The following is a 22,742-nucleotide window of genomic DNA, read 5'->3' on the forward strand; positions in this document are numbered from 1 at the left end:
GCAGTGTTGAATAAAGAAATCGGGCCGGATTCAGGGCATTTCATTGACTTTTAGGGCCTCATCGCTGGCAAGCCAGCTCCTACAGTGTTTTGCGGCGCACACAAAGCCTGTGGGAGCGGGCTTGCCCGCGAAGGCGATTTATCAGACACCCAATACCTTTAATGCAGGCGCTTGCGGCACATCAACTGCGTCATCTTCGCCGTATCCGGGCGCTCGACGATGCCTTTTTCGGTGACGATCACGTCGATCAGGTCCGCCGGGGTCACGTCGAACACCGGGTTGAACGCATCGATATCGGCCCCGAGCCGCTGGCCACCCACCTCCAGCAATTCGCGCTCATCGCGCTCCTCGAGCACGATATCGTCGCCGCTGGCCAGGTCCATGTCGATGGTCGAGCTCGGCGCCACCACCATGAAGCGCACCCCGTGGTGCATGGCATTGACGGCCAATTGGTAGGTGCCGATCTTGTTGGCCACATCGCCATTGGCGGTGATGCGGTCTGCCCCGACGATGACCCAGGTGACGCCCTTGGTCTTCATGATGTGCGCAGCAGCGGAATCGGCACTGAGGGTCACCGGGATGCCTTCGTTGGCCAGCTCCCAGGCGGTCAGTCGCGAGCCTTGCAGCCACGGACGGGTTTCGCCGGCATACACGCGCTCGACCATGCCCTCGATGAAGGCGCCGCGAATCACCCCCAGCGCCGTGCCGAAGCCACCGGTGGCCAGCGCGCCGGTGTTGCAGTGGGTCAGGATCGCCTGGGCGTTGCCCTGGTGCTTGCGGATCAGGTCGACGCCCAGTTGCGCCATGGTCAGGTTGGCTTCGCGGTCGCTTTCATGGATGGCCAGGGCCTCGGCCTCCAGCACGGACAAGGGGTCGGCATGCTTTTTCAGTCGAGCCAGGCGCTCGCGCATGCGACCGAGTGCCCAGGAAAGGTTGACCGCGGTCGGACGGGTGGCGGCCAGCTGCGCGAAATCCTCTTCCAGCGCTTCCTGCCAATCGCCACCCTCGGCAAATCGGGCCCGCGCCGCCAGCACCACGCCATAGGCCGCACTGATGCCGATGGCTGGCGCGCCGCGCACCACCATCGAGCGAATGGCTTCGGCCACGCCCGTCGCACTGGTGCAGGCGATCCAGGTTTGCTCGAACGGCAAAACACGCTGATCCAGCAGGTACAGGGTGCCATCACGCCAATCGATGGCCTTAACCTTCTCAGCAGCCAACAGTCGATCGCGCATCCCACACCCCGCAGTCAGAAACAAAAGCCGCCGATTATAGCGATCCCCCGACGAAGACGCTCGGGTATACTTCGCCATCCTATACAAAAGCCCTGGAACCGATCCTCGATGCCGAACACTGCCATTGCGCTCGATCTGTTGTTGCTGCCAACCTGGCTGGTACCCGTCGAACCCGCTGGCGTCGTGCTCAAGGATCATGGCCTGGGCATTCGCGACGGGCGCATCGTTTTCATCGGTCCGCGCCGCAACGCCCTGCAGCTTAACGCAATCGAAGTGCGTGAACTGCCGGACATCCTGCTCAGCCCCGGCCTGATCAATGCCCACGGGCATGCGGCAATGACCCTGTTTCGCGGCCTGGCCGACGATCTGCCGCTGATGACCTGGCTGGAAAACCACATCTGGCCGGCCGAGGCCAAGTGGGTCGACGAGGATTTCGTCCGCGACGGCACGGACCTGGCCATCGCCGAGCAGCTCAAGGGCGGCATCACCTGCTTCTCTGACATGTATTTCTTCCCGAAGGTTGCCAGCGAGTGCGTGCACAACAGCGGCATTCGCGCGCAAATTGCGATTCCGATCCTCGATTTCCCGATCCCGGGCGCCAGCACGGCGGACGAGGCGATTCGCCAAGGTGTCGAAATGTTCGGCGATCTCAAGCATCACGAACGCATCAAAATCACCTTCGCGCCCCATGCTCCCTACACCGTGGGCGATGAAAACCTGGAAAAGATCCGGGTCATCGCCGAAGAGCTGGATGCGTCGATCCACATGCATGTGCATGAAACCGCCTTCGAGGTGCGGCAAGCCCTCGAACAGCAGGGTGAACGGCCGCTGGCCCGCCTGGCGCGCCTGGGCTTGCTGGGGCCGCGTTTCCAGGCGGTGCACATGACCCAGGTCAGCGACGAAGACCTGGCGCTGCTGGTAGAAAGCAACACCCATGTCATTCACTGCCCGGAGTCGAACCTGAAGCTGGCCAGCGGTTTCTGCCCGGTGGAGCGCTTGTGGCAGGCCGGGGTCAACGTGGCCCTCGGCACCGACGGCGCCGCCAGCAACAATGACCTGGACCTGCTGGGCGAAACCCGCACCGCCGCCCTGCTGGCCAAGGCCGTCGCAGGCTCGGCCACCGCACTGGACGCCCACAGCGCCCTGCGCATGGCCACCCTCAACGGCGCACGCGCACTGGGGATCGAAGCCGAGGTGGGCTCGCTGGAAATCGGCAAGGCCGCCGACATCGTGGCGTTCGACCTCTCGGGCCTGGCCCAGCAACCGGTCTATGACCCGGTATCGCAGCTTATATATGCGTCCGGCCGCGATTGCGTGAAACACCTTTGGGTCGCGGGCAAGCAACTGCTCGACGACCGCCGCCTGACACGCGTGGATGAACAACAACTCGTCGCCACCGCCAAGGCCTGGGGCCAGCGCATCAGCGGCCGCAAAGAATCGTAAGCCTCCCCGACTCAACATCGGGGCTACAGGATTTTTCAAGTTTTAGAGGACTTAAACCATGAGCAACGTCGACTACGCCGAAATCGCCAAATTCGAGGCCCTGGCCCATCGCTGGTGGGACCGCGAGAGCGAATTCAAACCGCTTCATGACATCAATCCGCTGCGTGTGAACTGGATTGACGAACGCGTCAACCTGGCTGGCAAGAAAGTCCTCGACGTCGGTTGCGGCGGCGGCATCCTCAGTGAAGCCATGGCCCAGCGCGGCGCGACCGTGACCGGTATCGACATGGGCGAAGCGCCACTGGCGGTGGCACAGCTGCATCAGCTGGAATCGGGCGTGAACGTCGAATACCGGCAGATCACCGCCGAGGCCCTGGCCGAGGAAATGCCTGAACAGTTCGACGTGGTGACCTGCCTGGAAATGCTCGAGCACGTACCGGACCCGTCCTCGGTGATCCGCGCCTGTTTCCGCATGGTCAAGCCGGGCGGCCAGGTGTTCTTCTCCACCATCAACCGCAACCCGAAGGCGTACCTGTTCGCCATCGTCGGCGCCGAATACATCATGAAGCTGTTGCCACGCGGCACCCATGACTTCAAGAAATTCATTCGCCCTTCCGAGCTCGGTGCGTGGAGCCGCATGGCCGGCCTGACCGTCAAGGACATCATTGGCCTGACCTACAACCCGCTGACCAAGCATTACAAACTGGCGTCCGACGTGGACGTCAACTACATGATCCAGACCCTGCGCGAGGAGTAAGCCGATGCGTATCAGAGCAGTTCTTTTCGACATGGACGGCACCCTGCTCGACACCGCGCCGGACTTCATTGCGATTTGCCAGGCGATGCGTGCCGACCGCGGCTTGCCGCCGATCAACGACAAGCACATCCGCGACGAAATCTCCGGCGGTGCCAAGGCGATGGTCGCAGTGACCTTCTCCATGGACCCGGAGTCCCCGGGCTTTGAGGCATTGCGCCTGGAGTTCCTTGAACGTTACCTGGTGGGCTGCGCGGTGCACAGCAAACTGTTTGACGGCATGGGTGAGCTGCTGGCCGATATCGAGAAGGCCAACCTGATCTGGGGCGTGGTCACCAACAAGCCGCTGCGTTTCGCCGAGCCGATCATGCAGCAGCTGGGGCTGGCCGAGCGTTCGGCCCTGCTGATCTGCCCGGATCACGTGAAGAACAGCAAGCCGGACCCGGAGCCGTTGATCCTCGCCTGCAAGATGCTCGACCTCGATCCGGCCAGCGTGCTGTTCGTGGGCGATGACCTGCGCGATATCGAATCGGGGCGCGATGCCGGCACCCGGACGGCAGCCGTGACGTTCGGCTACATCCACCCGGATGACAATCCGCGGCATTGGGGGGCGGATGTGGTGGTCGATCATCCGCTGGAGTTGCGCAAGGTTCTGGATAGCGCTTTGTGTAGCTGCTGAGAGCCGGTTCCTGATTTTTGGAATACGGCGTGAATGCTGACGCCTTCGCGGGCAAGCCCGCTCCCACAGGGTCCGGGGTGATCAGAAATTCTGTACCCTCAACCGGACCTGTGGGAGCGGGCTTGCCCGCGAATGGCCGCGCCGCGATCTGTCGTCTGTTTTCGTGAGGTTTTTCATGTTTGATTATTCCGCCCGCCCCGATCTGCTCAAAGGCCGGGTCATCCTGGTCACCGGTGCCGGTCGTGGCATTGGCGCTGCCGCCGCCAAAACCTATGCCGCCCATGGCGCCACCGTCCTGTTGCTGGGCAAGACCGAAGCCAACCTGACCCAGGTCTACGACGAGATCGAAGCCGCCGGCCATCCGCAACCGGCCGTGATCCCGTTCAACCTCGAGACCGCCCTGCCCCATCAATACGATGAGCTGGCCGCGATGATCGAAAGCGAATTCGGGCATTTGGATGGCTTGCTGCACAACGCATCGATCATCGGCCCGCGCACCCCGATCGAACAGCTGTCCGGGGAAAACTTCATGCGCGTCATGCAGGTCAATGTCAACGCCATGTTCATGTTGACCAGTACCCTGTTGCCACTGCTCAAGCTGTCCCAGGACGCCTCGGTGGTGTTCACCTCGAGCAGCGTCGGGCGCAAGGGTCGCGCGTATTGGGGCGCCTACGGGGTCTCGAAATTCGCCACCGAAGGCCTGATGCAAACGCTGGCCGACGAAGTCGACGGCGTGGCGCCGGTCCGCTCCAACAGCATCAACCCGGGGGCCACTCGCACCAGCATGCGCGCCCAGGCGTATCCGGGCGAAAACCCGCTGAACAACCCAACGCCTGAGGAGATCATGCCGGTCTACCTCTACCTCATGGGCCCGGACAGCACCGGCATCAACGGCCAGGCATTCAACGCCCAGTAATACCGTCCGTCGCTTTTGTGCCGCGTCGATTTCCCGACGCGGCATGCCCGTTACAACAGGCTTTCAGTCAAACAACCGTCGCACAATTGCCCTCGCCCGCTTTATCGCCTGTCAACCTATTGATTGGTAAGGGCTTTTAATAAAATCCGGTTACTTGGCACGACTTTCGCTGGGAATATGCCTGAACAGGCCGTGGGAAAGCAGAGAGCGCAATGCAAAAATTGCCGATTACTAATCTGCGATAAAGCAGATTAAGCTTGTACGAAATGTCCTACGGGACTGACGGACCAGTATGACGCGTAGCCAAGAGGCGCTCGCACCCAGCTTGTAAGACAGCCTTACTGCTCAAAGGCGCACGCCCTATGAAACCACCTTCCCAGTCCAACGCAATTGACTTTGACAGCGCCAAATTGCAACGCCTGGGCTTTGGGCAGCAGCCACCGATTCTGGAGAGGCCCGTCAGCCTTGCGCAACTGCGCCAGCAGTTGAACCTGCAGCTGCAAACCAGCCTTGAGCCGCAACGCATACTCGGGCTGTTCTACCGCGAAATCCAGCGACTGGTCCCCCTTGATGCCTTGATCTACCAGCACAAGAGCAGTGACTTGCGCCTGGAATTCGGCCAGCGCGGACACCACTCGATCAGCTATAGCCTGAGCCACGAAGGCGAGCACCTGGGCGAACTGACCTTTCGCCGCAACCAGCGCTTCAGCGAACAGGAACAGGCCAACCTCGAGTCTCTGCTGGCCGCGTTGCTCTACCCTATGCGCAATACCCTGTTGTACCGCGCCGCCACCCAAAGTGCATTGCGTGACCCGCTGACCGACACCGGCAATCGCATCGCCATGGACCAGACGCTGCAGCGGGAAATCGAGCTGGCGCGACGTCATATGCAGCCCCTGTCGCTGTTGATGCTGGACATCGATCACTTCAAGCGGGTCAACGACACCCATGGGCATGGCGCCGGTGATGACGTGCTCAAGGCGGTGGCCGCCTCGATCAAGAATCAGTTGCGCAACGTCGACATGGTGTTTCGCTACGGTGGCGAAGAGTTCCTGATCTTGTTATCCAACACCAGCCGGGAAGCGGCAGCGCTGGTCGGCGAACGCCTGCGGTGCGCAGCGCAGGCCGAGGATTATCCAGCCGATGGCCGCACGGTGGAGCTGACCGTCAGCCTCGGCTGCTCGACCCTGCTGCCCGGCGAATCCGCCGAGAGCCTGTTGCGCAGGGCCGACAGCGCGCTGTACGTCGCCAAGCGCGAGGGGCGTAACCGCTTGACGATGGCGGGGTGATAGTTCGAATTCGATGCAAAATTCAAGGCTGCCATCGCCAGCAAGCCGGCTCCTACAGGGTGTAACGCATTCGGGTCCCGATCGGGCCGGCCGGTAGGCCGGGTTAGCGCACCGCCCCACGCAACTCACCCACCATAGCCTGCAACCGGGCCGGTTGCGCCGCTTCGACGGCCACCATCGGCCCCGCCACCAGCGTCACCCGCGACCACAACCGGCGAAACAGCCCCTTGCCCGGATCGCGGCTGAAGAAACTGCCCCACAACCCCTGCAATGCCAGGGGAATGACCGGCACCGGCGTTTCTTCGAGAATGCGCGTGAGCCCACCCTTGAACTCGTTGATCTCGCCATCGGTGGTCAATTTGCCCTCGGGAAAGATGCACACCAACTCTCCGTCCTTCAGGTATTTCGCGATGCGCGTAAAGGCTTTTTCGTAGATCTGGATATCTTCATGACGACCCGCGATCGGAATCGTCCCCGCGGTGCGAAAGATGAAATTGAGCACCGGCAAGTTATAGATCTTGTAGTACATCACGAAGCGGATTGGTCGACGCACCGCACCGCCTATCAACAAGGCATCGACGAACGACACGTGATTGCACACCAGCAACGCCGCCCCCTCATCGGGAATCATGTCGAGGTTGCGATGCTCTACGCGGTACATGGAATGGCTGAGCAGCCAGATCATGAAGCGCATGGTGAATTCGGGAACGATCCTGAAGATGTAGGCGTTGACGCCGATGTTGAGCAACGACACCACCAGGAACAACTGCGGTATCGACAGCTTGACCAGGCTCAGCAGGATGATCGAGACGATCGCCGACACCACCATGAACAGCGCGTTGAGAATATTGTTGGCGGCGATCACCCGGGCCCGTTCGTTCTCGGCGGTGCGCGACTGGATCAAGGCATACAGCGGCACGATGTAGAAACCGCCGAACACGCCCAGGCCGAGGATGTCGAGCAATACCAGCCAGGCGTGACCGAAACCAAGGATCTCGAGCCAGCCATGGCCCACGGCGCTGTCGGGAATCCCGCCGGAATGCCACCACAGCAACAAGCCAAACACCGTCAATCCGAATGAGCCGAACGGCACCAGGCCGATTTCGACTTTGCGCCCGGAGAGTTTTTCGCAAAGCATCGAGCCCACGGCAATGCCGACCGAGAACACCGTCAGGATCAAGGTCACGACGGTTTCGTCACCGTGCATCCATTCCTTGGCATAGGCCGGGATCTGCGTCAGGTAGATCGCCCCGACAAACCAGAACCATGAGTTGCCGACGATCGAACGCGACACCGCCGGGGTCTGGCCGAGGCCCAGCTTCAGGGTGGCCCAGGACTGACTGAAGATGTTCCAGTTCAGGCGCATCTCCGGCGAGGCCGCCGCGGCCCGCGGAATGCCGCGACTGGCCAGGTAACCGAGCACGGCGATAGCGATGATCGCGGTGGAAACCACCGGCGCGTAATGACTGGACGACATCATGATACCGGCGCCGATGGTCCCGGCCAGAATGGCCAGGAAGGTGCCCATTTCCACCAGGCCGTTGCCACCCACCAGTTCGTCTTCATGCAGGGCCTGGGGCAGGATCGAGTACTTCACCGGCCCGAACAACGCCGAGTGCGTGCCCATGGCGAACAGGGCCAGCAACATCAACGACAGGTGATCGAACAGGAAGCCCACCGCGCCCACCGCCATGATGACGATTTCCCCAAGCTTGATCAGGCGGATCAACGCATCCTTGGCGAACTTCTCGCCGAACTGCCCGGCCAGCGCCGAAAACAGGAAAAACGGCAGGATGAACAGCAGCGCACACAGGTTGACCCAGATCGAACGGTCGCCTTCGATCGCCAGCTTGTACAAGATGGCGAGGATCAACGACTGCTTGAAGATGTTGTCGTTGAACGCCCCGAGGGACTGGGTCACGAAGAACGGCAGGAAACGCCGGGTGCGCAGCAAGGTGAACTGTGAAGGGTGACTCATCTTCCATGTGTCCCTGAAGCTTGTGAGTGGGTAACGAATGGCGTGGATACCGTCATTGGAATGTCGCACGTCGATCCAGGCCACACATTACCTAATCTTTGCCGGTTATTTCTTTAATCCTGCAATACACGGCGAGACAAACAACTCGCCGCGCCAGGCGCCTTGCACCGTACGCTTGGCGACGATCAGCCACATCACGATCAGCAGGCTCACCAGCACACAACCAAAGACACTGAAAAACACCAGGTGCAGCGTGCTGGCCAGTTTCAACGTTGCCAGAGAATAGACGCCCAACGGAAAGGTGAAACCCCACCAGCCGAGATTGAAAGGAATGCCGGCGCGCAGATAACGCAAGGTAATCAGCACCGCCATCAGCATCCACCACAGGCCAAAGCCCCACAGGGTGATCCCGGCAACCAGCCCCAGCCCCGCAGCAATTTCACCGACACCCGACAAACCGTTTGCGGCAAAAATTGCCGGCGCGTCGGCGCCCAACAGCAACATGCCCAGGGCACCGGTACCGATCGGCCCGAGTGCCAGCCAGCTCGAAGCCGCCATGTTTTCGTGGGGCAGTTTATGCAGCGCCATGCGCAGCAGCAGAATCGTCAGGATGCTGAACGCCACCGGCAGGGAAAATGCCCAGAGCACGTAGCTGGTCACCAGCATCACCAGTTGCCCATGCGCATCGGCCAGGTGTGGCGCCAGCAAGCCCCCGCTGGCGGCCGCGACTTCCGCTGCCACCACCGGCAGCAGCCATACAGCGGTCATCTGATCGATGCTGTGCTCCTGGCGGGTGAACATCAGGAAGGGAATGAGCACTCCGCACGCCACGGACATCGCCACGTCCAGCCACCACAAGGCCTCTGCCAGATGAATCACTCCCTCGCCCCAGCGCGGCAAGCCGAAGAGTACAAAGCCATTGATGATGGTCGCCAGGCCCATGGGAATCGTGCCGAAAAACATCGACACCGTGGAGTGGCCGAAAATCCGCCGCGCCTCATCGAAAAACATCACCCAACGCGCCGCGTACAGCAGCGTAAACAACAGGAACAAAAAGATATTGAACAGCCAAAGTCCTTCGGCAATGGTGCGCAGGACTGGATTGGCAACGGGCAATTGCATCAGCGCCAAGGCCAGCACGCCGGTGCCCATGGTGGCGGCGAACCAGTTGGGGGTGAACTGGCGGATGACTTCGCGCGGGTGCTGCAAATGGCTGAACGGCTTGATTCCGGACTTGAGCGTATTAGGGCATGTCATGGCGAACTCCTGTCCTCACGTGAGGTGGAGTCCATCTTAGATCCGGATCGAATATCTATATAACGGGTAATATCTCTAACTGTTATCTATTTTGCAGATATAAAATCATTCGCCCGCAACACACGCCCTGGCTGTGCGCTGCCGCCACAACATCAGCAAGGCGCCGACAGCGAGAATAATCAGCCCCGCCCCATAGCCATCGGCAGTCGCCACCAGGCCGAACGTATGCGTCAGGTTTCCGGCCAGGAACGACGGCAGGCAGAACGCCAGGTAACTGAGCGCGTAATACGCCGACATCAATCCCGCCCGCTCATGGGGCAAGGCCAAGGGCACCAGACTGCGTACAGCACCCAGGAAACCGGCGCCGAAGCCACAGCCGGCCACCAGGGTGCCAAGGAAAAACAGTGGCAGACTCGCGCCGTGCACGCCCAGCAGGATCAGCACGATACCCGCCGGCAGCAAACTTGTGCCCAGCTGCAGCGCTTTGCCCGCGGGTTGATTGCGCAGGATGAAAATCATCGAGGCACCGGTCAACGTCAAGGCCGCGACGGTGGCTCCACCAATCAGGTTCGAGGTCGAACCGGTGGCCGTACGCACCAGCGACGGCGCCAATGATGCGTAAAAACCGCCGAGCGCCCAGGTCGCCACATTGAGCGGCAATACCCGCCACAGGGTCGAGCGTGCTTGTACGGGCACGTGCAGGGTCGGGCGCAACGATGCCCAGGCCCCGGCCTGTGGCGATACGCTTTCCGGCAAGCGCCAGACATACAGCGCCTGCAGCGCAAACAGGGCGAGCAGCAACCAGTAAGTCAATTGCAGGGGCGCGGGTGCAAACTCCGCCAGCAGGCCACAGCCCATGCCGCCCATGGCCATGCCGAGCAAGGGCGCAACGCTATTGATCAGCGGCCCTTGCTGGCGATCGACATCCAGCAAGGTGGCACTGAGCACCGCTGTTGCCATGCCGGTGGCAAAACCTTGCAGCACCCGGGCACCGATCAGCCAGGCGACGCTATCGGCGTAGATGAACAACAGCATCGCCACGCCATTGAGCACCACAGCAGTGAAAATCACTGGCTTGCGCCCCAGGTAGTCCGAGAGCGAACCCACCGTCAACAATGCAGCCAGCAGGCTGAGGGCATACACGCCGAAAATCAGGGTGAGCATGGCGGCTGAAAACTGCAGCTGCTCCTGATACAAGTGATACAACGGCGTCGGCGCCGTGGAAGCCGCCAGGAAACTGAGCAAGGTGATGGCCAGGAACCACAGGCTGGCACGGTTCGGATGGGAATTGGGCATGGACACGCTCCGCAAAAGCTAATTTTTTGCTTTTGCGGAGTGTGCTATCGATTGGCGCTTAAAGCAAATTCTTTGTGTTAAGGTCCGGTGCATGGCCCTACAGAGCCCCGAGAAACAGGACATTTGCAATGACAGCACCCACTCTACGTCCCGGCGGCCGCAGCGCCCGGGTTCAGGAATCGATCCACACCGCCGTGCGCGAACTGCTTGAAGAGCAAGACCGCGCCAGCGTCACCGTGCCGCAAATTGCCGCGCGCGCGGGGGTCACGCCTTCGACCATTTATCGGCGCTGGGGCGACCTGTCGGCGCTGCTGGCGGACGTCGCCCTGGCCCGCATGCAACCGGAAACCGAGTCGGCCAATACCGGCAGCCTGCTGGGTGATGTGCGAGCCTGGGCGGACCAGTACCTGGACGAGATGAGCTCCGCGCCCGGTCGGAACATGCTGCGCGACGTGCAATCGAGCCTGAAACCGAGCTACTGCGCGACGATCATTGGCGGGCAATTGCAGGTGATTCTGGATCGCTACCCGGATCAGCCCAAGCCTGGCGTCGACCGGCTGATCAATATGGTGGCGGCCCCCATTGTGTTTCGTATCCTGTTTTCCGAGGCGCCGCTGGAGAGTGAGGAGTTGCATCGGTTGATCGAGATTGCGTTGGGGCAGTGAGGCCGCCTTCGCGAGCAAGCCCGCTCCCACATTGGATCTGCGTCGTACACGGATTAAATGTGGGAGCGGGCTTGCTCGCGAACGAGGACCGCACAGACACCAAAGATCTGACAGCCCACAACCCTGCGACACCCCGCCACGCCACGACCTTGGTCGACACTGACTAACCCCGGCCATCGTGCGAGACTGTCTGTCCGGGCGGGAGGTCCGGGTGTCTTTGGTTGCCTGGAGTTCCCATGTCGCTGTCCAGCGGGCTGATTGCCGTCGTCGCCCTGGCCTATATGGCCATCATGTTCGCCATCGCCTTCTACGGCGACCGCCGCAGCGCGCCCTTGCCGCCGCGGATGCGGGCCTGGGTGTACAGCCTGTCGCTGGCGGTCTACTGCACCAGCTGGACCTTTTTCGGCGCGGTGGGCCAGGCGGCCGAGCAGCTCTGGTCCTTCCTGCCGATCTACCTCGGGCCGATCCTGTTGTTGCTTGGTGCGCCGTGGGTCCTGCAAAAAATGGTGATGATCAGCAAGCAGGAGAACATCACCTCGATTGCCGACTTCATTGCCGCCCGCTACGGCAAATCGCAGTCCCTGGCGGTGGTGGTGGCGCTGATCTGCCTGGTCGGCGTGCTGCCCTACATCGCACTGCAGCTCAAGGGCATCGTGCTCGGCGTGAACCTGCTGATCGGTGCCGGCGCCGATGCCATGGGGGTTCGCGCGCAAGACACTGCACTGGTGGTGTCCCTCGTCCTGGCGCTGTTCACCATTGTCTTCGGCACGCGCAACCTCGACGCCACGGAACACCACCGCGGCATGGTGTTGGCGATTGCGTTCGAGTCGCTGGTCAAGCTGTTCGCTTTCCTGGCGGTGGGCGCCTACGTGACTTTCGGCCTCTACGACGGTTTCGATGACCTGTTCGACCAGGCCATGCTCGCCCCGCGCCTGGAGGAATACTGGAAGGAGACCATCAACTGGCCATCGATGGTGGTGCAGACCGGCGTGGCGATGATGGCGATCATCTGCCTGCCGCGGCAATTTCACGTGACCGTGGTCGAGAACATCGACCCGCAGGATCTGCGCCTGGCCAAATGGGTGTTCCCGGCCTACCTGGCCCTGGCGGCGTTGTTTGTCGTGCCGATCGCGCTGGCGGGCCAGATGCTGCTGCCCAGCTCCGTGCTGCCGGACTCCTTCGTCATCAGCCTGCCGCTGGCCCAGGCTCATCCTGCCCTGGCGTTGCTGGCCTTTATCGGCGGCGCATCGGCGGCCACGGGCATGGTGATCGTGGCCAGCGTGGCGCTGTCGACCATGGTCTCCAACGACATGCTGCTGCCCTGGCTGCTGCGCCGCAACAATGCCGAGCGCCCGTTCGAGGTGTTCCGCCAGTGGATGCTGTCGGTGCGCCGCGTGACCATCGTGGTCATCCTGCTGCTGGCCTACGTCAGTTATCGCCTGCTGGGATCGACCGCCAGCCTGGCGACCATCGGCCAGATCGCCTTCGCCGCCGTGACGCAGCTGGCACCGGCGATGCTCGGCGCGCTGTACTGGAAACAGGCCAACCGCCGCGGCGTATTTGCCGGACTCGCCGCCGGTACATTCCTGTGGTTCTACACACTGGTCCTGCCGATTGCCGCCCACAGCCTGGGTTTATCCCTGAACAGTTTTCCGGGCCTGGCCTGGCTGCACAGCAACCCGTTGAACCTGCCGATCACCCCGCTGACCCAAGGCGTGGTGCTGTCGCTGGCGGGCAACTTCACGCTGTTCGCCTGGGTCTCGGTGTTGTCGCGCACCCGCGTGTCGGAGCACTGGCAGGCCGGGCGCTTCATCGGCCAGGAAATCAGTGCCCGCCCCAGCGCCCGCTCGATGCTCGCGGTACAGATCGACGATCTGCTGCAACTGGCCGCGCGCTTCGTCGGTGAAGAACGCGCGCGGCAGAGCTTCATCCGTTTTGCCTACCGCCAGGGCAAGGGCTTCAATCCGAACCAGAACGCCGATGGTGAGTGGATCGCCCACACTGAACGATTGCTCGCGGGTGTGCTGGGGGCTTCATCGACGCGGGCGGTGGTAAAAGCCGCCATTGAAGGCCGTGAAATGCAACTCGAAGACGTCGTGCGCATCGCCGACGAGGCTTCCGAAGTCCTGCAATTCAACCGCGCGCTGCTGCAAGGCGCGATCGAGAACATCACCCAGGGCATCAGCGTGGTCGACCAGTCGCTGAAGCTGGTGGCCTGGAACCGCCGCTACCTGGAGCTGTTCAACTACCCGGATGGCCTGATCAGCGTCGGCCGGCCGATTGCCGACATCATCCGCTACAACGCCGAGCGCGGCTTGTGCGGCCCCGGTGAAGCGGAAGTGCACGTTGCGCGTCGCCTGCACTGGATGCGTCAAGGCCGGGCGCACACGTCCGAACGGCTGTTCCCCAATGGCCGGGTGATCGAACTGATCGGCAACCCGATGCCTGGCGGCGGCTTCGTCATGAGTTTCACCGACATCACCGCGTTCCGCGAAGCCGAGCAGGCGTTGACCGAGGCCAATGAGGGCCTGGAACAGCGTGTCGCCGAACGCACACACGAGCTGTCGCAACTCAACGTCGCCCTGACCGAAGCCAAGGGCACCGCCGAGGCCGCGAACCAGTCGAAAACAAGGTTTTTGGCGGCGGTCAGCCATGACCTCATGCAACCGTTGAACGCCGCGCGCCTGTTTTCCGCGGCGCTTAATCACCAGGACGACGGCTTGTCCACCGAGGCGCAAAAACTGGTCCAGCACCTGGACAGCTCGCTGCGATCGGCCGAAGACCTGATCAGCGATTTGCTGGACATTTCCCGCCTGGAAAACGGCAAGATCAACCCGGATGCCAAGCCGTTCGCAATCAATGAATTGTTTGACACCCTGGGTGCCGAGTTCAAGGCGCTGGCGCGGGACCAGGGCCTGGAATTTCGCGTCAGAGGCAGTTCGCTGCGCATCAACAGCGACATAAAGCTGTTGCGCCGCATCCTGCAGAATTTCCTCACCAACGCTTTCCGCTATGCCAAGGGGCCGGTGCTGCTGGGCGTGCGCCGTCGCCAGGGTGAGGTGAGCCTTGAAGTGTGGGACCGTGGGCCAGGCATTCCGGAAGACAAGCAACAGGTGATCTTCGAAGAATTCAAACGCCTCGACAGCCATCAGACCCGCGCCGAAAAAGGGCTTGGCCTGGGGCTGGCGATCGCCGACGGACTATGTCGCGTGCTGGGGCACAAGCTGCAGGTACGCTCGTGGCCGGGACGCGGCAGCGTGTTCAGCGTCAGCGTCCCCTTGGCCCGCGCCCAAGCCGCGCTGCCGGCCCAGCCCGCCGAACTCAATGGCAAACTGCCCAGCGGCGCCCGGGTACTGTGTATCGACAATGAGGACAGCATCCTGATCGGCATGAACAGCCTGCTCACCCGCTGGGGCTGCCAAGTCTGGACCGCGCGTAACCGCGAGGAATGCATGGCCCTGCTCAGCGATGGCCTGCGCCCGCAATTGGCACTGGTGGATTACCACCTGGACGATGGGGAAACCGGGACCGAACTGATGGCGTGGCTGCGCACCCGACTGGGCGAGCCGGTGCCCGGCGTGGTCATCAGCGCCGACGGACGCCCCGAGACCGTGGCCCAGGTGCATGCTGCGGGGTTGGATTATTTGGCCAAGCCAGTGAAACCGGCGGCGTTGCGGGCGTTGTTGAGTCGGCATTTGCCGCTATAACGCTGTCGCTGTAGCTCGCGAGCCTTGCGCACCGATCCTTCCCATGCTCCGCGTGGGAATGCCGCCGGGGACGCTCCGCGTTCCGCTTTCGACGCAAGGCTTGAGTCGGGTGCAAGGGTGACGCGGAGCGTCACGGGATGCATTCCCACGCAAAGCGTGGGAACGATCAACAATCGCGGGCAGGCTCGCCTATTCCGGCAATTCGACCAAGCCGTCAACATCGGTCATCGCCCGCTCCAGCAAGTCTGCTGGCAGGCTCTTGCTCGCCCGCGCCCCCAGCAGCTTGAGCTGCTCACTGCGGCTGACCAGGTTGCCGCGTCCTTCTGTCAGCTTGTTGCGCGCCGAGCTGTAGGCCTTGTCCAGTTGCTGCAAGCGATTGCCGACTTCGTCGAGATCCTGGATGAACAGCACGAACTTGTCGTACAGCCACCCGGCCCGCTCGGCGATTTCCCGGGCGTTCTGGCTTTGCCGCTCCTGCTTCCACAGACTGTCGATGACACGCAGGGTCGCCAGCAGCGTGGTCGGACTGACAATCACGATGTTGCGGTCGAAGGCTTCCTGGAACAGTGTGGGCTCCGCCTGCAACGCAGCGGAAAACGCCGCTTCGATCGGCACGAACAACAGGACGAAGTCCAGGCTGTGCAAGCCGTCCAGGCGTTTGTAATCCTTGCCGGCCAAGCCCTTGACGTGGTTGCGCAGCGACAGCACGTGTTGCTTGATGGCGATCTGGCCGATGGCTTCGTCTTCGGCCGCCACGTACTGCTGATAGGCCGTCAGGCTGACCTTGGAGTCGACGACCACCTGCTTGTCGCCGGGCAGGTAAATGATCACGTCCGGCTGGAAACGCTCGCCGTCCGGGCCCTTGAGATTGACCTGGGTCTGGTACTCGCGCCCCTTCTCCAGCCCCGCATGCTCAAGCACGCGCTCCAGAATCAACTCTCCCCAGTTGCCCTGGGTTTTCTGTCCTTTCAAGGCGCGGGTCAGGTTGGTGGCTTCGTCGCTCAGGCGCAGGTTGAGCTGTTGCAGGCGCTCCAGTTCCTTGGCCAGGGAAAAGCGCTCTCGGGCTTCAGCCTGATAACTTTCCTCGACGCGCTTTTCAAAAGACTGGATGCGCTCTTTCAACGGATCGAGCAATTGCCCCAGGCGCTGCTGGCTGGTTTCGGCAAAACGCTGCTCGCGCTCGTCGAAGATTTTCCCGGCCAGTTCGGCGAACTGCGCACGCAGCTCGTCCCGTGAGCCCTGCAGGTCGTTGAGGCGCTGCTGATGGCTTTCTTGTTGCTCGCGCAGTTCGGCCTTGAGAGAAGCGGCCAGGGCGTCAAGACGGCGCAGTTCGACTTCTTTGCCGGCGCGTTCGATATTCCAGGCGTGAGCAGCATCGCGGGCATCGTCACGTTCGATTTGCAGCAACTCGACCTCACGGCGCACGGCGGCGAGGTCCGCCTGCCTGGCTGCGTTGGCTTGACTGAGATCGGCGATTTCATCGCGACAGGCCTCAAGTTGCGCATTCAGGCCATCCTGCGCCAGATTCGCCGTGGCCAGGCGCTCTTCCAGCAGCGACGCCTGGGCCTGGGCGGTGCTCGCCCGGCGCTGCAGTTGCCAGGCCAACACCAGCAATGGCAACGCCGCGCCCGCCAGCCCCAGCAATGCGCTGGTCAAGTCCATAGCCATAGCCACTCCTGCCATTGAAATAAAGCCTGAAGGTTAACCAAGGCGTCAGGTCTTGGACAGCTCAGTCTTCGATCAGGCCCAGTTCCTGCTGCGCGCGCAAGTCCCCTGCCCGCGCGGCTTGACGCAAGAGATCCTGGCCAATCCGGCGATCCCGGGCATTGCCGCATTCACGGCACATCAGTTGCCCCAGCCTGCTTTGCGCGGCGACGACGCCTTCTCGGGCCGGTTGCTTGAGCAAACGTCCGGCGATGTGTTTGACGTTGGGGTTCTCACCCAGGCGTGGGCTGTCCAGCAACCACTCGGCTACCCGCATCGAAAAGCGCTTGGGGGAGGTAACCGTGGACGATTTGGCGGAAGAGGAAGGAGGTGGTGTACGAAACTTCATAAAGCACTGTGGGCAGATCGGAAGGCGCGCCACTCTACTCTCTTTTTCTTACAGGTAAAGCCGAAAAAAACCCGGCACGCCCGTCCTAGAGCAAGCGCTCGGGACAATCCACAGAAGCTGTGGATAACTCAGTGGACAACCGTCATTGAACTCGCGCAAAGGCTTATGGAATGGGGCCTGCAGTCAAACTGACGATTTTTTCACCAGTTAAAAAAGACGATATTTTTCATTGACTTAAATTTTGGTTACAGGCACCCACTGCAGTTGAAGGCTGGATGACAGCGCGGTGACAGTCCAGGCAACTAATGTGCACAACTACCTTCTGGACGGTTATATCACCGGGTTTTTTCGGCGCATTTTTCTTGATTCCTGGGGATAACCCTTCGGTAAACCCCCGCCCCAGGCGGCTTCGAGCGATGACCGCCGGTCGGTTTGTGCGCGATGACCGAACGGTTTCCAGGCCCCGTCGCGCCGTCGACGAAGGATGACGCCAAGCGACCATCCAGATTTTTTTACCAGCACACTTCCCTTTGCCTTTTCAATCCGTTACTATCCGCGGCGTTAGTACCAAGCTGAAAGTCAATTCTGGTCGAACAAATCCCCCCGGCGCAGCCTTCCCACAGGAAGCCGTTACCGAAAAAGCGGGATCGACCACCTCGATGGTTTCCAGGTAAATCTTGCGCCAACACAGCCTTTGAATCGAAAGCAAAGGGTGTTGCCAAGCTCATTTACGCTGACCGAACCAGCCTGCAAATTGATCAGGATCTTCACCCCGGGCCCAGAACCTTTGCCCTTGATGTGTTGCCTGCCCTCCTAAGTACCTACCTGCCAGCCCAAGCGCGCCAATTTATCAGCGCTTCAAACTGGCTGCTTTGTTCCAGTCTGGGTTCTTCGTTCGACCAACGGTGGTCGTCGTTACTGGAACGTTTTAATTTTGCACGGCTCTTATCCGTGTCGCTTGTAGGAACACCCAATGACTATGTCTACTCAAATCCACACCCAGGATGCCATCCGCACCCTAACCAACGCCTTTGCACCGATGAACTGCCTGATCATGGCCGCTCGCAAAGGCTGTTTCAGCTTCACCCTGGTCAACGAACACGGCATCGCGCGTCACAGCGAACGCCTGTACCCCGACCAGTATTCCAGCGCCGAACCGCTGCAGGCGGTCATCGAGCGTACGCGTCAGGCCCTGGTCGCCTGATACGCCAGGAAGCCTGAAACACCAGAAGCCCCGCCCGAAAAGCGGGGCTTTTTGTTGCCCGAGGTTTCACGATGACTAAGCACGGATAGATATAACGTTTATAACTCGCCGACAGAAATATTTTAAAAACAGTCCTTTACGCGGTGAATATGACACTAGACTTCAACTCAAGCGGGCTTGATCCGCTTCCGACGAGCCTGAGTCGATTCACCGCTGCCAAAGCCTTTCAGGTTCGTCGCCAATTTGATGTATCGAGGGTTTTATGGGTATCGCTGCCAGCGAACTGTGCCGTTATGTGATCCGTCCGACCTTGATCTACCTGGGACGCCATAGCGCAACCGCCGAATCCCTGCTGCTAGGCATCGCCGCCAGCCAGTCAGCCCTTGGTTCCGCCCTGCATGACCGCCGTGGACACGGCCTGTATCGAATCGCCGAACCCCGCCACCAGGCACTTTGGGACCATTACCTGGCACTCGATCCGGAACGCGCCAGCCTGGTGCGTGGCCTGGCCAGCCAACATGCATTCCTCAGCGGCCCGCACCTGGAATTGACCGTCAACCTGCGTTACGCCACCGCCATCGCCTGGCTGCTGGTCGAAGAACAGAATACCCCCCTCCCCGAACCAGACGACTTGCTGGGCATGGCGCGAATCTGGCGCCAGACCTTCCAGCCCCAGGGACGCCTGCGAGACTTCACCTGCGCCTGGCAAACCTGTGTTGCACCGCTGAATCAGGTCGCCTGCTGAGTGCCTCGAATCCAAAGATCGCTCAACTGGCAGCGAATTTGGTCGGATTGTCCTACAAAACCGCTCTAAATCAAGCATTACAGCCTATGGCGCTGGGACGAAAATGTTGGTAATTTTCGCCCCGGTGATCACCAGGAGTTCTAATAATGAAAAAAGTAATGCTCAAAACCACCATTAGCCTCGCCGCTGCCTTGGCATCCACCCAGATCTTCGCGAGTGGTTTCGCCCTCAACGAACAAAGCATCAGCGGGATGGGGACAGGTTTTGCCGGGCGATCTTCCGCTGCCGACGACGCATCCACCGTATTTGGCAACCCTGCCGGCATGTCGCGCCTCAAGCGCGAACAAGTGACTGGCGGAGTTGCATTCATCGACGCCCACGCCGACATCAGCGATGCCAGCTCCCGTCCGAATGGCGGCACCAACAAAGGTGACATGGTCCCTTTCATGGGCGTGCCGATGGGCTACTACGTCAAGCCACTCGATGACCAGTGGGCAGTCGGTTTCGGCGTCTACGCTCCATTCGGCCTGGTGACCGACTATGAGAACGGCTTTGCCGGCCGTTACTTCGGCAGCAAGAGCGAAGTCACCATCATTACCCTGCAACCTACCGTTAGCTACGCCTTCAACGACAAGGTGTCGATCGGTTTCGGTCCGACCATCAACCGCATCGACGGCAAGCTGGAATCGAACCTGTCACTGAACCCGGCGGCTCCGGACGGCGAAGTCAAGATCAAGGGTGACGACACCGCTGTCGGCTACAACATCGGTATCATGGTACAAGCCCTGGAAAGTACTCGCCTCGGCCTGACCTATCACTCGAAAGTGAAGTACAAGCTTGAGGGTGACACCAAGGTCAACTACGGCTTGCTCGCAGCGCTGGGCCAGAACCCGAACCAGAAGTTCGACGCCTCGCTGGACATCACCACGCCTGAGTCGGTGGACTTCTCGGTCACTCATGAGTTGAACGACCAGTGGACCCTCTACGCAGGCAGCACCTGGACTCGCTGGAGCCGCCTGAAAGAAATTTCCGTCGAGAACGAAGGCGTTCCTGCAGCCTTGGCCGCTCGCGGCTTTGGCACCATCACTGAAGAGCAGAACTGGCACGACACCTGGGCTCACGCCATCGGTGCCTCCTACAAGTTGAACAAGCAATGGGTGCTGCGTACCGGCCTGTCGGTTGACCAGGCGCCAACCAACAACGAAAACCGTTCCCCACGCATCCCGACGGGCGATCGCACGATTTTCAGCCTGGGAGCCGGCTGGAGCCCGACCGACGACCTGACCATCGACGTGGCGTACTCGTACCTGCGCGAAGAGTCGGTCAAGGTCAACGACAACAACGGCCGCCAAGCCTACAGCTCCAAGTATGAAAACTGGGCAAACGGTTTCGGTGTCGGCGCGACTTACCGCTTCTGATGACCGTCAGCGAGCCTGAAAGACTCGCCGCCTGAATCAAAAAAAGCCCCGCTCTCTGACACAGAGGCGGGGCTTTTTTGTAAGCGCTTTTTTGTGGGAGCGAGCCTGCTCGCTCCCACAGATCAGGGGGTGGAAGCCAACGGTGGCGAAGCCAGGGCTTTCTCTACCGCCTCAATGAACTCGGGATCATCGGGCTTGGTCAGGCTGGAAAAGCTGGCAATCACCTTGCCCTGGCGATCGACCACGTACTTGTAGAAATTCCACTTCGGCGCGCCGCTTTGTTTGGCGAGGACCTGGAACAGGTGCGTGGCATCGTCGCCACGGACCTTCTGCGGTTCGGTCATGGTGAAGGTCACGCCGTAGTTCACGTAACAGACCTTGGCGGTCTCGGCGCCGTCCCTGGACTCTTGCTTGAAGTCATTGGACGGCACACCGATCACCTCCAGCCCCTGTTCCTTGTAGCGCTGATTGAGCGCCTCGAGGCTTTTGAACTGCGGGGCGAAACCACAGAAGCTGGCGGTATTGACCACCACCAGCGGCTTGCCGGCGAAACGCTGGCACAGATCGATGGATTCTTTGGCGCGCAGCTTGGGCAACGAGCCTTCGAGCAGCGCCGGGCACTCTGCCGCCTGGGCCAATCCGGTAAACGCTACCAGTAACGCGGGAACCGCCAGCCAGCGCATCAGCATATCGGTGCTTCCTTGAGAGTTCTTGTGAGATTGAAGTTACTCGCCCTCACTTGCTGCTAGCAAGCGTCCTTGAAGAATGCCGCCCTCTAGCACGCCCCCATGCCCAGCTGCATCAACGCCAGGCCGCCCTGATGCCAGCCCCACCAGGCCACGGCCAGCAGCAAGGCGCAGACAGCGACGATCACCAGACGCGGCCAGAGGCTGTTCATGTCGCACTCAACTGGCTTTGCAGACGCGCCACGGGCCGCTCACGCACGGGCCAGTTAAGCGCGGCAGCCATCAGGCTCAAGAGGATCGCCACCTGCCAGATCAAGTCATAGCTCCCGGTCCGGTCGTACACCACCCCGCCCAGCCAGCCACCGAGAAATGACCCGAGCTGGTGAAACAGGAAAACAATCCCACCGAGCATGGACAGGTTTCGTACGCCGAACAAGGTGGCCACGGTGCCGTTGGTCAAGGGAACGGTCGACAACCACAGGAACCCCATGGCCATCCCGAACAGGTAGGCGCTGGTCGTCGTCACGGGCGCCCACAGGAACAACCCGATCACCACGGCGCGCAGCAGGTACAGGCCAGTCAGCAAGCGCGGTTTGGACATGCGCCCGCCGAGCCAGCCGGCGGTGTAGGTACCGAAGATGTTGAACAGGCCGATCAGCGCGAGCACCGTGGTACCCACCGTCGCCGGCAGGTGTTGATCCACCAGGTAAGCCGGCAGGTGCACGCCAATGAACACCACCTGGAAGCCACAGACAAAAAAACCGAACGCCAGCAGCCAGAACCCCGAGTGGGAGCACGCCTCGCGCAACGCTTCAGAAAGGGTCTGTTCGTGACCAAGCAGCGGCAGCGGCTTGTCCTTGAGCATGCTCACCAGCGGCACGATCAGTGCCACCAGCACACCCAGCGCCAGCAATGCCGCCGACCAGCCGAGCCAGCCGATCAAACCGAGCGTGCCCGGCAGCATGGCGAACTGGCCGAACGAACCGGCGGCACTGGCAATACCCATGCCCATGCTGCGTTTTTCTGGCGGCACCGCACGCCCGACCACGCCGAGGATCACTGAGAAGGAGGTGCCGGACAGGCCGATCCCGATCAGCAGGCCGGCGCTCAGGGACAAGGTCACCGCCGAGTCGGAAAGCCCCATGCAGACCAACCCCGCCGCGTACAGGACGCCGCCGACCAGCACCACTTTCGCCGCGCCAAAGCGGTCCGCCAGGGCGCCGGTGAAAGGTTGCGCCAGGCCCCAGATCAGGTTCTGCAGGGCGATGGCGAAGGCGAAGACTTCACGCCCCCAGCCGAATTCGGCACTCATCGGCGCCAGGAACAGCCCGAAACCGTGTCGCACCCCGAGGGACAACGCCAGGATCAGCGCACTTCCCAGTAAAACCCAACCGCACGTACGCCACATCGAGGTCAT

19 protein-coding genes are annotated in these 22,742 nt (G+C 61.3%); 10 read left to right on the plus strand and 9 right to left on the minus strand.

Features of this window, described 5'->3' with window-relative positions; translation table 11 throughout:
* Window positions 1–158 precede the first annotated feature (158 nt).
* Entirely contained in the window at window positions 159–1,235 is a 1,077-nt protein-coding gene (gene mtnA, locus QLG10_RS24050) for an S-methyl-5-thioribose-1-phosphate isomerase (RefSeq protein ID WP_110746388.1), read from the minus strand.
* Between the two features lie 108 nt (window positions 1,236–1,343).
* Between mtnA and QLG10_RS24055 the strand changes: the two genes are divergently transcribed.
* The 5 genes from QLG10_RS24055 to QLG10_RS24075 all read left to right on the plus strand — a co-directional run bounded on the left by QLG10_RS24055 (window position 1,344) and on the right by QLG10_RS24075 (window position 6,316).
* Entirely contained in the window at window positions 1,344–2,678 is a 1,335-nt protein-coding gene (locus QLG10_RS24055; RefSeq protein ID WP_110746386.1) for a TRZ/ATZ family hydrolase, read from the plus strand.
* 58 nt (window positions 2,679–2,736) lie between these two features.
* Window positions 2,737–3,435 (plus strand): bifunctional 2-polyprenyl-6-hydroxyphenol methylase/3-demethylubiquinol 3-O-methyltransferase UbiG, encoded by a 699-nt coding sequence (gene ubiG / locus QLG10_RS24060; RefSeq protein ID WP_008065228.1) that lies wholly within the window; start codon window positions 2,737–2,739, stop codon window positions 3,433–3,435.
* Between the two features lie 4 nt (window positions 3,436–3,439).
* The gene (mupP, locus tag QLG10_RS24065) at window positions 3,440–4,111 is read left to right on the plus strand and encodes an N-acetylmuramic acid 6-phosphate phosphatase MupP (RefSeq protein WP_110746384.1); all 672 of its coding nucleotides are present in this window, start codon (window positions 3,440–3,442) and stop codon (window positions 4,109–4,111) included.
* Window positions 4,112–4,286: 175 nt separating this feature from the next.
* Window positions 4,287–5,027: a YciK family oxidoreductase gene (locus tag QLG10_RS24070; RefSeq protein ID WP_020800132.1), complete on the plus strand. Its 741-nt coding sequence runs from the start codon at window positions 4,287–4,289 to the stop codon at window positions 5,025–5,027.
* Window positions 5,028–5,389: 362 nt separating this feature from the next.
* Window positions 5,390–6,316, plus strand: a complete 927-nt coding sequence (locus tag QLG10_RS24075; RefSeq protein ID WP_110746382.1) for a GGDEF domain-containing protein — start codon at window positions 5,390–5,392, stop codon at window positions 6,314–6,316.
* A gap of 103 nt (window positions 6,317–6,419) precedes the next feature.
* On the opposite strand, the gene QLG10_RS24080 is transcribed toward QLG10_RS24075, so the two are convergent.
* The 3 genes from QLG10_RS24080 to QLG10_RS24090 form a co-directional block, all read right to left on the minus strand.
* Complete coding sequence (locus QLG10_RS24080; protein ID WP_110746380.1) at window positions 6,420–8,294, minus strand: MFS transporter; 1,875 nt, start codon at window positions 8,292–8,294, stop codon at window positions 6,420–6,422.
* 105 nt (window positions 8,295–8,399) lie between these two features.
* Window positions 8,400–9,551, minus strand: coding sequence for a TDT family transporter (locus tag QLG10_RS24085; RefSeq protein WP_282488165.1), 1,152 nt, complete (start codon window positions 9,549–9,551; stop codon window positions 8,400–8,402).
* A 105-nt stretch (window positions 9,552–9,656) separates the two neighbouring features.
* Entirely contained in the window at window positions 9,657–10,847 is a 1,191-nt protein-coding gene (locus tag QLG10_RS24090; RefSeq protein ID WP_282488166.1) for an MFS transporter, read from the minus strand.
* A 128-nt stretch (window positions 10,848–10,975) separates the two neighbouring features.
* Here QLG10_RS24090 and QLG10_RS24095 point away from each other — a divergent pair, with 128 nt between their 5' ends.
* Both QLG10_RS24095 and QLG10_RS24100 read left to right on the plus strand, forming a co-directional pair.
* The gene (locus QLG10_RS24095) at window positions 10,976–11,512 is read left to right on the plus strand and encodes a TetR/AcrR family transcriptional regulator (protein WP_110746374.1); all 537 of its coding nucleotides are present in this window, start codon (window positions 10,976–10,978) and stop codon (window positions 11,510–11,512) included.
* Between the two features lie 236 nt (window positions 11,513–11,748).
* The gene (locus tag QLG10_RS24100) at window positions 11,749–15,219 is read left to right on the plus strand and encodes a PAS domain-containing hybrid sensor histidine kinase/response regulator (RefSeq protein ID WP_110746372.1); all 3,471 of its coding nucleotides are present in this window, start codon (window positions 11,749–11,751) and stop codon (window positions 15,217–15,219) included.
* A gap of 189 nt (window positions 15,220–15,408) precedes the next feature.
* On the opposite strand, the gene rmuC is transcribed toward QLG10_RS24100, so the two are convergent.
* Together rmuC and QLG10_RS24110 are read right to left on the minus strand one after the other, a co-directional pair.
* Window positions 15,409–16,773 carry a DNA recombination protein RmuC gene (gene rmuC / locus QLG10_RS24105; protein ID WP_282488179.1) on the minus strand — a complete coding sequence of 455 codons (1,365 nt, stop codon included), beginning with the start codon at window positions 16,771–16,773 and terminating at the stop codon, window positions 15,409–15,411.
* A gap of 175 nt (window positions 16,774–16,948) precedes the next feature.
* Entirely contained in the window at window positions 16,949–17,272 is a 324-nt protein-coding gene (locus tag QLG10_RS24110) for a sel1 repeat family protein (RefSeq protein ID WP_110746369.1), read from the minus strand.
* A gap of 979 nt (window positions 17,273–18,251) precedes the next feature.
* Here QLG10_RS24110 and QLG10_RS24115 point away from each other — a divergent pair.
* From QLG10_RS24115 to QLG10_RS24125, 3 genes are all read left to right on the plus strand, one after another.
* The gene (locus QLG10_RS24115; protein WP_007898912.1) at window positions 18,252–18,476 is read left to right on the plus strand and encodes a hypothetical protein; all 225 of its coding nucleotides are present in this window, start codon (window positions 18,252–18,254) and stop codon (window positions 18,474–18,476) included.
* A gap of 262 nt (window positions 18,477–18,738) precedes the next feature.
* On the plus strand, window positions 18,739–19,221 hold the full coding sequence (locus QLG10_RS24120; RefSeq protein ID WP_020800340.1) for a hypothetical protein: 483 nt from the start codon (window positions 18,739–18,741) through the stop codon (window positions 19,219–19,221).
* Between the two features lie 146 nt (window positions 19,222–19,367).
* The gene (locus tag QLG10_RS24125; protein WP_282488167.1) at window positions 19,368–20,639 is read left to right on the plus strand and encodes an outer membrane protein transport protein; all 1,272 of its coding nucleotides are present in this window, start codon (window positions 19,368–19,370) and stop codon (window positions 20,637–20,639) included.
* A gap of 122 nt (window positions 20,640–20,761) precedes the next feature.
* Here the strand turns inward: QLG10_RS24125 and QLG10_RS24130 are convergent, their stop codons facing one another.
* The 3 genes from QLG10_RS24130 to QLG10_RS24140 form a co-directional block, all read right to left on the minus strand.
* Window positions 20,762–21,328: a redoxin domain-containing protein gene (locus QLG10_RS24130; protein ID WP_110746363.1), complete on the minus strand. Its 567-nt coding sequence runs from the start codon at window positions 21,326–21,328 to the stop codon at window positions 20,762–20,764.
* An 86-nt stretch (window positions 21,329–21,414) separates the two neighbouring features.
* The gene (locus QLG10_RS24135; RefSeq protein WP_262927133.1) at window positions 21,415–21,537 is read right to left on the minus strand and encodes a hypothetical protein; all 123 of its coding nucleotides are present in this window, start codon (window positions 21,535–21,537) and stop codon (window positions 21,415–21,417) included.
* Window positions 21,534–22,742 (minus strand): MFS transporter, encoded by a 1,209-nt coding sequence (locus QLG10_RS24140; RefSeq protein ID WP_020800344.1) that lies wholly within the window; start codon window positions 22,740–22,742, stop codon window positions 21,534–21,536. The genes QLG10_RS24135 and QLG10_RS24140 overlap by 4 nt, the downstream gene beginning before the upstream one ends.

This window comes from Pseudomonas sp. V98_8, assembly GCF_029967975.1.
GTDB lineage: Bacteria > Pseudomonadota > Gammaproteobacteria > Pseudomonadales > Pseudomonadaceae > Aquipseudomonas > Aquipseudomonas umsongensis.

Excerpts from the sequence above, each read along its gene's own strand:
- mtnA (WP_110746388.1), bottom strand. The coding sequence starts at position 1,235 with ATGCGCGATCGACTGTTGGCTGCTGAGAAGGTTAAGGCCATCGATTGG.
- QLG10_RS24055 (WP_110746386.1), top strand. The coding sequence starts at position 1,344 with ATGCCGAACACTGCCATTGCGCTCGATCTGTTGTTGCTGCCAACCTGG.
- ubiG (WP_008065228.1), top strand. The coding sequence starts at position 2,737 with ATGAGCAACGTCGACTACGCCGAAATCGCCAAATTCGAGGCCCTGGCC.
- mupP (WP_110746384.1), top strand. The coding sequence starts at position 3,440 with ATGCGTATCAGAGCAGTTCTTTTCGACATGGACGGCACCCTGCTCGAC.
- QLG10_RS24070 (WP_020800132.1), top strand. The coding sequence starts at position 4,287 with ATGTTTGATTATTCCGCCCGCCCCGATCTGCTCAAAGGCCGGGTCATC.
- QLG10_RS24075 (WP_110746382.1), top strand. The coding sequence starts at position 5,390 with ATGAAACCACCTTCCCAGTCCAACGCAATTGACTTTGACAGCGCCAAA.
- QLG10_RS24080 (WP_110746380.1), bottom strand. The coding sequence starts at position 8,294 with ATGAGTCACCCTTCACAGTTCACCTTGCTGCGCACCCGGCGTTTCCTG.
- QLG10_RS24085 (WP_282488165.1), bottom strand. The coding sequence starts at position 9,551 with ATGACATGCCCTAATACGCTCAAGTCCGGAATCAAGCCGTTCAGCCAT.
- QLG10_RS24090 (WP_282488166.1), bottom strand. The coding sequence starts at position 10,847 with ATGCCCAATTCCCATCCGAACCGTGCCAGCCTGTGGTTCCTGGCCATC.
- QLG10_RS24095 (WP_110746374.1), top strand. The coding sequence starts at position 10,976 with ATGACAGCACCCACTCTACGTCCCGGCGGCCGCAGCGCCCGGGTTCAG.
- QLG10_RS24100 (WP_110746372.1), top strand. The coding sequence starts at position 11,749 with ATGTCGCTGTCCAGCGGGCTGATTGCCGTCGTCGCCCTGGCCTATATG.
- QLG10_RS24110 (WP_110746369.1), bottom strand. The coding sequence starts at position 17,272 with ATGAAGTTTCGTACACCACCTCCTTCCTCTTCCGCCAAATCGTCCACG.
- QLG10_RS24115 (WP_007898912.1), top strand. The coding sequence starts at position 18,252 with ATGTCTACTCAAATCCACACCCAGGATGCCATCCGCACCCTAACCAAC.
- QLG10_RS24120 (WP_020800340.1), top strand. The coding sequence starts at position 18,739 with ATGGGTATCGCTGCCAGCGAACTGTGCCGTTATGTGATCCGTCCGACC.
- QLG10_RS24125 (WP_282488167.1), top strand. The coding sequence starts at position 19,368 with ATGAAAAAAGTAATGCTCAAAACCACCATTAGCCTCGCCGCTGCCTTG.
- QLG10_RS24130 (WP_110746363.1), bottom strand. The coding sequence starts at position 21,328 with ATGCTGATGCGCTGGCTGGCGGTTCCCGCGTTACTGGTAGCGTTTACC.
- QLG10_RS24135 (WP_262927133.1), bottom strand. The coding sequence starts at position 21,537 with ATGAACAGCCTCTGGCCGCGTCTGGTGATCGTCGCTGTCTGCGCCTTG.
- QLG10_RS24140 (WP_020800344.1), bottom strand. The coding sequence starts at position 22,742 with ATGACCTCGATGTGGCGTACGTGCGGTTGGGTTTTACTGGGAAGTGCG.